Origin of the sequence: Massilia sp. Root418, from assembly GCF_001425265.1 — a bacterium.
Taxonomy (GTDB): Bacteria; Pseudomonadota; Gammaproteobacteria; order Burkholderiales; family Burkholderiaceae_D; genus Rugamonas.
In genome coordinates, this window is sequence record NZ_LMEC01000007.1 from 1 (window position 1) to 12,067 (window position 12,067).

The following is a 12,067-nucleotide window of genomic DNA, read 5'->3' on the forward strand; positions in this document are numbered from 1 at the left end:
ATTCAGTTTTACAACCACAAGCGTCCGCACCAAGCGCTTCGGATGCAAACCCCTGCGGCAGCTTTTGCATTAGCCGCGTAACCTGAGCAGATTCTGCTGGGTCATTACATCAGCAGCAGATAGATTCGTGGTTTTTAAAAAATATAAAATAAATGAACCTTAAATTTACCCGTTCCCGTGCTATACGTTCTTGGTGCCGCATCCCAAGCGTTATCGACCAGTTCCTTGAGCTTTGTCTACGTCGATGGAAATTCCTGGCTTGGCTGGTGAGCCAACCTCGAATCAACTTGAAATCGTGCAGCCTTTCCTACCAATCGTTTACCTACGCGCTTTAAATCTAGAGATTCAACCGTATTATGCAGTCATCACCCGCGTATGTGCCCCATTCACGTGCCCAGACGTCTGTCTGCAGGATAGTCACGATGTCTTCGGGACGGTCGCCTGTGGCATCATCGTCCAGGCCTATTTGGAACGAAACACCTCCTGCACTGCTCAGAATGAAGCGGTTGTGCATCGGAACTTGTGGCCGCAGGAATAGGCGTAGGACAATCCCTGAGGGTTTCCAATCCTGCAGCGTCCGATGGATGCCCGCGACAAAGTGAGCTGGATCTACCTGATCACCGCGAAAAATGTCGATGGTCGTGCCTGATCGAGCCCGCTGCATGAACTCTAGGAAAGGGCGTTTAAAGCGCCTTGCGTGAGCGTCGAAGTGCGGATCGATGAGCTTGACGTGAAGCGAACTCGACAAAAGCGGTGCACAACATTCTGCCATCGAAACGGCATCCCGTTTCACGTGCCATTGTCGGTTGGTTACAAAGCTCGGATGGTCAGTCGACACGTCAGCAGGTTGCAGAAACCCTGGGTCACCAACTGTAGCAGCAGTGACAACTGCTTCGAACGGTAGACGACGATGTTCGTCAATTGCAGCCCGAACCCAATCCTCTCCACATCCTTGCCCCGGACGTTCTCGGGCTAGGAAAGCAGTTGCCGGCAGCTTACGGAGCCGTTCCTCAATTCGCTTGAGATCCAAGTGTCCTTTCAATTGAGTGTTCGCAGCTTCATATACTAGGCGCTTCCATTTGCTTGGGAACGCAGCGATCAGGCGTCCTTCTGGAACGCCAAACCGATCGATAATGTGATTGAATTGCAAGTAAGAAGCGGCGACCGCAGCCGGGTCTATAGCGATCTCCTTGAACATCAAAAGAGCTCCGCGCCACGTTCGTCGAAGAAACCCTGAGGCCAGGGCTTGGCGAAGTCACCCTGCCTGGTTACTGGAATCTCGTCGATGTTCACTGCTCCGTTCCGCTTGCTTAGGCAGTAGACACCTATCAGGGCCGGCGATAGTGACTGATCAAGGGCCTTGTCGGCAACTTCAGCTACCTCGCGAATGCGGCGTAGCAGGCGAAGAATCAGGTGTTCGCTGTGCGTTTCGATTAAAAACGATAGCCCTTGGTTTACTGCGCCGTCAATGAATAGGTCTCCAAGACCGACCTGAACGGCCGGGTGGATGTGCAGTTCCGGCTGCTCAATACAAACCACGCTCGCTGAGCCGTCCTGAGCGGCCACGACCACAGGAAGGACCTGAGAAATGCCGACGCCGACATCCTGCGGATGCAGCGCGAGACCTGCTTCATCGACTAACTGTGTACGTTTCCGGATTGGTCCAACAGGCTGAGGCACGATGTGGCTGGGGTCAAATTCCTGATAGGCTTTGCGTTCGACAGCGTAGCCCGTGCCGAGCTTATCGCAGGACTGCATCCAGTCGCTCACTCGTTCAACCAAATCCTGGCTGCCGGTGGACAGTGTCTCCCAGCCAGCCATCCCATCGGACCAAGCCGAATCGCTCTTCGTGAGCGACATTTCGAAGCCGCGTGGGGGGATTCGACGCATGGGGCCGATGTAGCGCATCTGGCGCAATTGATCACGCAACAGCAGCGCTGGGCCCACTGTGAGCCAGGAAAGGAATGCCGTGAACTCGCGCACCATGTAGACGTTCGCGGCCCCCCTTGCACCGGGGGCTGGGATGTACAGCAGTTGATCAAGCTGCGGCAGAGCACCACGGAACCCCGTGAGCCAAGCTCGTAAGCCATCCCCCGGACGCTCCATGCCAGCCTCGTTCACCATATCGAATACAGATGAAAGGACCGAAACTTTGCCTGGAGAATTCTTGGTCTCTTGGGCCTCAGGGCCGCCGCCATCTTGCTGACCTAAATCCTCGGGATTCACAAAGTCGTTAAGCAGAGACAGTAGTTGATCCCCCTCCGGACCATCTACCATAAAGATGGAATTTGAATGGTTGATACGCATCTGTGCATCGCGGCCGTCTGCGCTTGCTGCAATCTTGAGGCACCACTCGCCGTTGGCATCAATCTCGTAGCCTTGCACGACGGGCTGTTCACGCTGCGCGTTCCATCCGACGCGCAGACGGATGGCCACGGTCTTCACAGCACTGCGGATGTTTTGGAGCGTCTCGTACAACCACCAGACGTCCTCGTCGCTGGTTTGCCAGTCTTCGAAGGCATCTGGTACCAGGTCAGGAATGGCACTTGCACCAAGTTCCATTTCGATGGCTATCTCAATTTGCTTCTGCGAGTCGCGGCCGTGAACAAGGGTTAGGAAACCACCAAGATCTACAGCTTCGCCACCTTGAAGCGTGCGATCAGCATTGATGTTCTGCCTCTCCAGGATCTCGCGCATGTAGTGAAGGGCCTGCAAGACACTACTCTTGCCTGCACTATTGGCACCGAACAGCAAGGTGAGTGGGCGCAACTCGATGCGAACTTCGTCAGAGAAGCCTTTGAAGTTCTTGAGCGAGAGGGACTTGATGAGTGAGGTCATTGAAGGATTTCTTTGCTTTCAGGTTGATGGCTTGATGTCGCTATGCAAGCAATTCATGCTGAAGTGATGCCGACAGGAGCAGACCTTCTTGAACTGATTTCCGCTGCGCAACCCGAATGGACTCGGTCGCCGATACGACGGCAGCAAATTTGCGGATCAGGTCAATCGGTGGCACCGGGACTTGAAGGTTGCGCAGGATCGCAAGATTGATATTCTTTTGTGCCGACTCGGGCGCATTGGCCTCCAAAGTCTTTTGAAGGAACGACAACCAGAATCGGACGTACTCAACCGTAGCAGTCTCTGACGCCGTAAAGCCAACAACGCTATCTGGAAAGCACGCTGGAAAGAGCAGAATACCGGTCTTTGCAATATTGGCAGCGATGGTGATGCACAACGTTCCAGCTGGCCACAACTTGCTTTGGTCTAAACCCTTGTCGGAGTAAGTGCTAGTGTAGGTTCGGATGTACCCATCACAGTTGGCCACTTCGCCAGTTTGAATGAGGGGGTGGCTACCACCCAGCAATGAAGGGTCATTCCGCGGCCTATGTTTGGAGACTCCTCGGTCTAAAGAGCCGAGGTCAGCAAGTGATTTGACTTTCCACGCCTTGGGGTTAGATACAGGGTCGCCAAACATGTCGATAAACACCGCCCGAAGGAACTCGTCGGCGAGACGAATGGCTTTCAGGCGTTTGCGACGCAGCCCGTCGGCTTTGTCCAGGATGGTGGCTATGCGCTTCTGCTCAGCAAGCGGGGGTAGCTGAAATTCGTACTCAGCCAGAAAGGCAGTTGGGACGCGCTTCTGTCCAGCTGATCCTGTCATCCGTTTAGCGCCGAGACGGCGGAATAGAGGATTCCAGATCAAATGGAACAAGAACCTCCCATTAATCTCGTCGCTTGGCCGAAGAACATGAAACTCGGTCGACCCAAATCCGACAGAACTCGCCAGGCGATCAACCACGGCGGCTTTGCCATTCTCAAAGCATGGAGTGATCTTAGCGAGCAAAACATCGCCTTGGCAAAAGCTTGTGTAGCCCTTGCTAACCTCGAGTAGCGGACGTGTCTGAAAGTTCGTAATGCGTCCTGCTTCACTCACGTCAGCCATAGCTACGAAACAAACTTCCTTCTCCAAAACGTCGCCTACCCTCATCCCAGGGTTGATCTCGACCACGTCCCGAAGGCGAACAATTGCTCCACTCATACCAGCAACTCCTCAAGATCGACCAGTTCCTGGAGGATCTCAGCCTCTAGGCTTCGCAATTGCTGCAGTAATTCCTTTGGATCAACATGAGTCACGGTATCATGAACCTGCATTTTGTACCGATTTATCGAGAGGTCGTAGTTCCGTGCCCGAATTTCATCAACAGACACCTCAAACGCTTTCGCCGTTCGATCGTTGAAATCGCCCAGGCCATTGCACCACTGCAGGTACTTAGCCTGAACATCCGGCATGTCTCCATTGCCGTCGCCGATCTTGGTCCGCTTGTCATCCAAAGTTCGGCCGTCGGACTGCACGTCGTAGAAAAACACGTTTTCGGTTTTACCACCTTTGGCGAAGATGATGATGCCGGTGGACACACCAGCATAGGGTTTGAATACGCCAGAAGGCAGCGAGATCACGGCTTCCAACTGGTTGTTTTCGATAAGGTGCCGGCGCAGCTGAACATGAGCTTTGCTGGAGCCGAAGAGCACACCGTCCGGCACGATGGTGGCGCTGCGGCCGCCAAGCTTCAACATGCGCAGGATCAAGCCGACGAAGAGCAGTTCCGTCTTCTTGGTCTTGACGGTACGCAGTATGTCCGGGGCCACATCTTGCTCGTCTAGGCTACCCTTGAATGGTGGGTTTGCCAGTATAAGGTCAAAGGCATTCTTTGAACCCTTTGGATGGCGCTCTTCAAAGCTTTGGCTCAGCGTGTCCTGGTAATGAACGTCGGGCTGCTTCACGCCATGCATTACCAAGTTCATGGTGGCGATGCGCAACATGGTTGCGTCGAAGTCGTAGGCGTGGAACATGTCGGTGTCTACATGCGCGCGGTGCTCGCCGAGCAGATCGCCGCTGTAGCTGATCTGTTCTTCGCCGTCGATCACTTCCTTATGTATGCCGGCTGCGCTGCTGTGGTGGCGCAAGAGGTAGTCATAAGCCTCGATCAAGAACCCGGCGGTGCCGCAGGACGGGTCGCAGATGCGATCGGTAGGCTGGGGCTGCATCAACTCCACAATCATTCGGATTATGTGGCGAGGAGTTCGAAACTGGCCGTTGATTCCGGCGGTGGTGAGCTTGCTGAGCAGGTATTCGTAGAGGTCACCCTTGGTGTCGCCTTTTTCTAGTGGCAGTTCGTGCACGGCGTTGACGGCCTTCACCAGCAGCGATTCCTTTTGAATCATCAGCTGGGCATCTTTCATGAAGGCAGCGAAGTGACTACCTTCACCACTGCTGCGCTCGGCTAGGCGGCGGAAATGTGGGAACACACGGTCACGCACATGGGGCAGCATTTCGGGGCCGCCGTAATGACGCCAGATTTCCCAGCGACAGTCTTGATCTGCATCGCTGAACAGACTAGGTTCGCGTTTGCCGGTAATAGTGGCGCGCTTCTCTTGGGTGCGCTCTTGCATGTCCAGCAGGCGGCTGTACATCAGGAAGGTAATCTGCTCGATGACGGTGAGCGGGTTGGTGATGCCACCGGTCCAGAAATCGGTCCAGAGGCTGTCGATGCGGCTTCGTAGTACGCCAGTGATCATATGCGGTTTTTGCTTGTTGAGATGTTAGAGTGCAGCAGGGGGCAATGGCTCGCCGAAGGTGCGTACCAAGCGTACCACTTCATCAAGTTGCATAGGGTTGGGAAAGACGCCCCCCAGGCCTTCGGCATGGACCGTGTTGAACGGTGCATCGAACAACTGCCCGACTGCAATAGCGCCGAACTGGCGGATGTGATCCTTTAGAAGGGCGAGGAAACGCAGTTGTTGACTGTTGAGTGCATGGGCTTGCGCGAAGGCAGAGAACTGCACATCCACGGCCGTGTGATCCAATCCGACAATTCCGCGCAGGATTTGCGTCAGCTGTACTGCGGTGTCGGGGTAAAACTCACGCAGTGTGGAAAGATCGACATCTGCGTTGCGGGTGTGTAGCAGGCTGTTGAGCTTATCCAGCTCTTCGGGCGTGATGCGTTCGCCACGACGCAACTTGAGCAAGACCGGGTCAGTTTCGAACAGCGGCTCCAAAGCGGACTGCACGGCTTTACGGTAGATGCTGAAGTCGACCGACTTGATCTTACTTGGGCGTGTATAAACCTGGTATTCAGCTTCGTCCTCGCAAATGTCCAAATGAGGTATGGGCATGGGCGGGGCTAACGACGGGCGATCGGCCAATTCCATCACGTCGCGCAAGGCGGCGCGCATAGCATCAATCTGAGCGAAGCTAGGGGCTTGCCAGAAGGCATCGGTGCGCAGAACTTGCAGCTCTTTGGCCTTGGCGCGCACAGGGTTGAGGTGCGGGGGCAGGCGACCGACCCATTCCAGGATGGCTTCTCGGTGAGCATTGGGCTGGCCGGGTTCTGCGATGGAGGCGGCTTCGGCCTTCGCAAGCAACAGGTCCCAGCGTAGTGCATCACCCTGACCACGCACATCCAGGGCACTCATCAACGGCGCAACGGTGTCGGTCAGCAGTTGGCGGGTGATGGGGGCAAACTGGTGTACCAATTCGGGGTCACGCGCTTGATTCAAGGCTTGCCAGTTCTCGCGCACGGCGATGCTGCCATCCGGCAGCGCGACAGCGTCTTGCTGGATCTGCAGCGCTAGAATATCAAAGGCCGGGATGTCGGAGCGCGCCAGTGCCAAGGCGGCGAGCTCGATGCGGGCCTCGTAGCGGCGCTGTGTCAGCGGCTTAGGGACAGTAGGTTCGACCTCTTCGGCATTCAGGTCATGGAAGGCGAAATTATCCCAGTGGTCGAAGATTAGGAACTCTCCTTTGTCGAAGCCAGGACCGAACAAGTCTTTGCACAGGCGCGTGCCGCGGCCGATCATCTGCCAGAACTTCACCTTGCTTTTGACCGGCTTGGCGAAGACCAGGTTGACCACCTCGGGTACGTCGATGCCGGTGTCAAGCATGTCCACTGAGACGGCAATGCGCAGCTCGCCGTTGGGCTCCTTGAACTGGTCGATCAGCTCTTCAGCGCGCGGCTCCTTTGAGTGAATCACACGGCAGAACCTGCCGGCAAACTGCGGGTACATCTCGTTAAAGAGCTCGGCCAGCAGGCGGGCATGGCCGATGTTACGCGCGAATAAGATGGTCTTGCCGGGGAGTTGGCCATCGACATCGCGAATGCCGTTATCCATCAGATTGCGAAGGATGACGCGGTTGGTGCCCTTGTTGAAGACTGCGTCGTCAATCTCCTTTGCGTTGAAGTCCAGGGTGTTGGGATCAATGCCTTGGTCTTCCAATTGCGCAATCTGCTCATCCGTCATATGCGCTGCTTTGATGCCATCGCGCAGGAACTTGGTCGTGTGGGCGACCACTCGAAAGGGCACTAGCTTTCGATCGACAATGGCCTGCTCTAGCGGGTAGTTAGCTGTGGGAAGCTTGTAGTCGCACCCAAAGAGCTGGCATGTACTTCGGCTGACCATCTCCACCGGCGTGGCAGTCAGGCCAACCTGGAGGGCGTCGAAGTACTTGAAGAGATCACCGTAGAGATTGTAGATCGAACGGTGCGATTCATCGGCGATGATAAGGTCGAAGAAGCCGACATCGAAGGTTTCATAGTCGTTGATCAGCCCTTGGTATATGCCGATGTAGATGCGTGCATCCATCTTGCCCACGTCGTTGGCCTGGCCGATAACGTAGATCGGTTCACGAACGAAGTCATTAAAGGCGTTTTTGGCCTGCTTGCGCAGTTCCTTGCGATCACAAAGAAAAAGCACACGCTTGACCCAGCGCGCACTGATCAGCAGCTTGGCCAGCGAGATGGCTACGCGAGTCTTACCCGTGCCCGTAGCTTGCACGACCAAGGCGCGACGGTGGCGTTGCGTGAATCGCTCGGCGACGCGGGTGATGCTTTCAATCTGGTGCAGGTAGCCAGCGATGTTGGCGTCGGGCCTGACATCCTTCAACAGATCGAGCTTCTCGCGCCGCTGGAAGCCAACACGATACTGCAGCGTGTCTTTGGAATAGAAGCCATAGACCGCGCGCGGAGGGTAGCCGCCAGCATCATCCCAGACCCAGATATCATGCCCATTTGTGAAGAAAATCATCGGCCGCTGGCCGTGATGCTTCTCCAAAGCATCAGCGTACTGCTTGGCCTGCTCCTGTCCAGCGCGAGCATCGACCAATGTCTTCTTGGCCTCTACAACAGCCAGTGGTTTGCCATTATCATCCCACAGGACATAATCGCAGTAACCTTTGCCCGTGGTGGTAGATTGGTGCAGAACTTCGACTTCTTGGCCAACTGAATGATTGCTGGCGGTGCCCTTGGGTACATCCCACCCGGCCATGCGCAGGTCGCGGTTGATCAACCACTTGCGCGTGTTGTCTTCTGTGAAGCGAAGCTGGTTTGCTGTTGCCGCCGAGGATTGGGCAGCTTGTGCCAAAGCTTGGGCCGATGAAGGCGCAAAAGCGGCGACAGCAGGCGCTGTTGCCCGGTCGGCAGCCCTTAGTTCGGCGAGTTCCTGCAGCGCAATTTTAAGGCGTTCCTCCTTGAGGCTATTCTCTTCAGCTAAAACCTTGGCCTTGCGTTTGAACTCTGCCTTGCTGTCGATGCCTTCAGCCGGAGGCTGCTTGAATGCCTCGAAGTCTTCGACCTTGCCGCCGAGGAATGTAACATGCAGCCAGCGAGCTAGTTGCCAGGCTTCTTGGACGCAGCGAACTGCATCGGAAGCCTCGACGTCTTCCCCATGGGCGGCGCGATTGCCCAGACGCCGCAGCAGGTGCAACTTGTCGAGCACCAAAGGCTGAGCAATAGTTTGGAAACTTGCGTTGTGCAGCAGGTCCGCAAAGTTGGACTGCGGCATTCGTTCGAGATTCACCTTGATGTAAAGGCGATCTACTAGGCGCTCAGCAAAGCTGCGGAGCTTGACCAGTGCACTCTCCGGGTCCGTGTGCACATAATGCTCCGCATAGCCACCCATATTAGCAAGCTCGGGATACACGGACCGCAAAGGCTCAAAGTTCAGCGACTTAATGTCTTGCATCGACACCTGGTCGGCTTTCGTAGCATTCATGCCTATGATTGTGCGAAAGCCGTGCCAGCCCTCCATTCGTTTGATATTGGGTTAAAGGCCTACATAATAAAAGATTTTTCGTCTTGGCAAGAGTATTTGTGACCAGATGGTCAGTTTTTCACTTGCTGGCAGAAACAATGCATTTAGGTTGAGTAGGTCCTAACGTCAGAATATTGCTGCAAGCCATGCTTTACTTCGTTGTACTGCCCATGAATCGCTACCTGGTCAGGATCGAATGCCGGGCAATGTGTACGCGGCGTGCCGCTTCTCGCTGACCCAGGCCAACTGCAGCATATCATCTTGCTCAGGCGCAAAATCCACACCTTGTCACTGAAGGCCAAACCGGAACTTTGTAAAGTGGCATGCTGACCGAAAGAATGATGTCCAGTCTGCTCCAGGGCTGGCGTCAATGCAGCGTTGCTGCCATTGGGCGATCTCCTCTGCATCCCAAGCGATTGACTTGGGGCCGATGGGAATCGGGGCTGGCAACACACCTGCCTTTACCTTCCGCCAAATTGTGGCGCGGGACCATCCGGTGGCTTCGATCACCGCAGGCAAGCGGAGGAATTTTCTGGTCGTGGTCATGATTGGTCCTGTGGTTCTTAAAGAAGTTGACGAAGAAAGGTAGTTCTTGAATTTATTTGTCATCTGCCTAAGTAAATCGAGGTGACCTGTTCGCGAAAATGCCCCATCTCCTTCGATAACTTGAGCCGTGCATCTTGATCGGCTTGCTTGTCGGCAACAACCAGTTGCTTCGAGGTGACCCCGCCACTGGCTGGGCACGGCCATCCAGTCAACTCCGCATACCGACGCTGCGCAAACTGATGCCGCAGCCCATGCACGCCATGGATGCCCGCCTTATCGCACTGCGCCCGAAACCGGTTCAACTGGTCCCGATACCGCATCTCCGCCGGAATCAGGCTGCCCTTCCCCGCCAGCGCTTTGGCCGCTTCCAGCACGGCACGCTGCTGCGCAGTCGTGAGTGTTTCTGGCCACCCGTACTGCCGCAGCAGGACAAGTTGAACTAGGGCCTCGGGACACCACTCCCGTGTATGCGGTTGCCGATACTGCCTGCCTGCGCCGCATGCGCTTGTGGCACCGCTGCGCGGTCCCGGAGGGAACTGCTGCAGCGGGGACCAATCACCCAGGGTCCATGGAGTGCACGTCGTGCACGGATCAACTTCAACCAATCAGCCCGTAGCGGGCAAAGGACATCGCAAGGACTTGCCTGCGATGCGGGGCGCCTGGCCCCGTCACTGAACACCATCACGCGGAAGTAAGCCGCTTGCCGCCTGAGGCTATGCCGTCGGCGGCGCGTCGTCACTGGCAGCACGCCGCCAGTAACGACGCACTCGCGGTGACGACACGGCCGGTTCTGAAGCTCATGGGCCGGCGAACGCCGCGACGGCATCGCATCGCCAGCACTTTTGCTGACTACGCGGCTTGCGGCGCAACCACTCCAGGCTTCATGCGGTTCGCCACCTCCAGGGCGTGCGAACCAATCGGGGCAAGAGACTTGCTCTTGCCAGAGGAACGCCACAAGGGCGCATTCGAACTACCCGGCTTGCGGGTTATGGGAATATCACGGCGCTGGAACCAGCGCCCTATCTGCCGAAATGTGCTTGCTTCGCATCGCTCGGCCATTCGTGCAACAGAACATGTCGCATCGATCTAAAGACGGGTAACGACCGCAACGCCTACCTGCCGTAGGAACATGCCGGACTTGAGAGTACACGGCATGGAGTGCGAGCGATTCCCACAGGTGAGCGTCAATTGTCTCGCCGCGCGGCGGCGCGATCAAGTGGCAAAAAAGCTGGCGGACACCGGAAAAACGCTCTCTGTGCCGACGTGGCATGGGCGGTGCAGTTCTCACCCATGCAGCATGCTCGCTTTGGGATTGGGTGAGCCGGAGCACTACCCTTAGGCACGAGGACCACCCATCCCACCATCACGGCCGAATTCATCATTGACCAGTACCAGTCTGTGCGCCTGCGGCGGCGCCCCTCTGCCGCTGACCGCATCGACGTAATCAGCCCAATCCTGCATCATCCTGCGCCGCTCCGCCAGGAACTGCGCACGGTCATAAGCGCTGGCCACCTTGTCCTTCGGCGCATGCGCCAGTTGGCGGTCCACGACTTCATGCCTGTAGCCCAAGCGCTCCTTGATGGTGCTCATGGCCAGCGCCCGGAACCCGTGGCCGGTCATCTTGCCCTTGTATCCCATGCGTCCAAGCGCCACCAGTATCGTGTTGTTGCTGATCGGCTTTTCGTGGTCGCGCTGGTTCGGGAACAAATGCCTGCTGCGGCCCGTGATCGCATGCAGTTCGCGCAGCAGCTCCAGCGCTTGCCGCGACAGGCACACGTGGTGGTTGGTCATATCGGGATTGACGGTCAGCTTGCCGCGCTTCATGCGCTGCCATGGAATGATCCATTCGCCGCGCTCCAGGTCGATTTCACTCCAAGGCGTCTCGATCAACTCGCTGGTACGCACAAAGCACAGCAGCATCAGCCGCAGCGCTATACGCGTCGGCACGAACATGCGCGCTTCGTTGCGGTCCAGTACGGCCAGAAACTGCGGCAGTTCGTCGGCGTCGATGGCGGCGAAGTGGCCGGCGCGCACGGTCTTCAACACGTCCTTCATATCGGTGACGAGATTGCGCTCTGTGAATCCGCATTGAATCGCGTAGCTGAAGATTTGCGCGCACACGGCTTTCTGGCGTGGGCAACTTCGCTTGCGCCGCGCTCTTCGATCTTGCGCAACGCAGCGATCACGTCGCGGGTGCCTGAGCTCATCGATGGGTTTGCGGCCAATGGCAGGGAAGATATCCGCCTCCAGCCGTTGCAGAACGTTCTTGGCGATGCGTTCGCTCCACGTGGGCACCTTGTTGGCGTGCCATTCCCGGGCGATCTTTTCAAACGTATTGGCGGCGGGCGCGTGCGCAAACGCGGTGGCGTTGTGCTGGGCGTGGATCAGGTAAAGCTGCGCGCTGCGATCGATGAGTCTTGCGCGCATCTTTTCCAGG

At 56.5% G+C, this 12,067-nt stretch carries 8 protein-coding genes; all 8 read right to left on the bottom strand.

The features are described 5' to 3' along the window. Positions 1-337: 337 nt before the first annotated feature. Positions 338-1,198, bottom strand: coding sequence for a hypothetical protein (locus tag ASC94_RS32335; RefSeq protein ID WP_157201331.1), 861 nt, complete (start codon positions 1,196-1,198; stop codon positions 338-340). Then, complete coding sequence (locus tag ASC94_RS07415; protein ID WP_056392851.1) at positions 1,198-2,838, bottom strand: AAA family ATPase; 1,641 nt, start codon at positions 2,836-2,838, stop codon at positions 1,198-1,200. Before ASC94_RS07415 ends, ASC94_RS32335 begins: the two co-directional genes overlap by 1 nt. Positions 2,839-2,878: 40 nt before the next feature. Beyond that, positions 2,879-4,036, bottom strand: coding sequence for a restriction endonuclease subunit S (locus tag ASC94_RS07420; protein WP_056392852.1), 1,158 nt, complete (start codon positions 4,034-4,036; stop codon positions 2,879-2,881). After that, on the bottom strand, positions 4,033-5,574 hold the full coding sequence (locus tag ASC94_RS07425; RefSeq protein WP_056392855.1) for a class I SAM-dependent DNA methyltransferase: 1,542 nt from the start codon (positions 5,572-5,574) through the stop codon (positions 4,033-4,035). The genes ASC94_RS07420 and ASC94_RS07425 overlap by 4 nt, the downstream gene beginning before the upstream one ends. Positions 5,575-5,598: 24 nt before the next feature. Next, on the bottom strand, positions 5,599-9,045 hold the full coding sequence (locus tag ASC94_RS07430; protein ID WP_056392857.1) for a DEAD/DEAH box helicase family protein: 3,447 nt from the start codon (positions 9,043-9,045) through the stop codon (positions 5,599-5,601). A gap of 327 nt (positions 9,046-9,372) precedes the next feature. Beyond that, on the bottom strand, positions 9,373-9,693 hold the full coding sequence (locus ASC94_RS31600; protein ID WP_307718832.1) for an AlpA family transcriptional regulator: 321 nt from the start codon (positions 9,691-9,693) through the stop codon (positions 9,373-9,375). Then, the gene (locus ASC94_RS07435) at positions 9,690-10,004 is read right to left on the bottom strand and encodes an integrase (RefSeq protein ID WP_200955601.1); all 315 of its coding nucleotides are present in this window, start codon (positions 10,002-10,004) and stop codon (positions 9,690-9,692) included. Before ASC94_RS07435 ends, ASC94_RS31600 begins: the two co-directional genes overlap by 4 nt. A gap of 961 nt (positions 10,005-10,965) precedes the next feature. Next, positions 10,966-12,067, bottom strand: a 1,102-nt coding sequence (locus ASC94_RS07440) for a site-specific integrase (protein ID WP_229417196.1), incomplete at its 5' end; no start/stop codon positions are given.

Coding starts and splice junctions, on each gene's coding strand:
- ASC94_RS07420 (WP_056392852.1), bottom strand. CDS start 4,036: ATGAGTGGAGCAATTGTTCGCCTTCGGGACGTGGTCGAGATCAACCCT.
- ASC94_RS07415 (WP_056392851.1), bottom strand. CDS start 2,838: ATGACCTCACTCATCAAGTCCCTCTCGCTCAAGAACTTCAAAGGCTTC.
- ASC94_RS07430 (WP_056392857.1), bottom strand. CDS start 9,045: ATGAATGCTACGAAAGCCGACCAGGTGTCGATGCAAGACATTAAGTCG.
- ASC94_RS32335 (WP_157201331.1), bottom strand. CDS start 1,198: ATGTTCAAGGAGATCGCTATAGACCCGGCTGCGGTCGCCGCTTCTTAC.
- ASC94_RS07425 (WP_056392855.1), bottom strand. CDS start 5,574: ATGATCACTGGCGTACTACGAAGCCGCATCGACAGCCTCTGGACCGAT.
- ASC94_RS31600 (WP_307718832.1), bottom strand. CDS start 9,693: ATGACAAATAAATTCAAGAACTACCTTTCTTCGTCAACTTCTTTAAGA.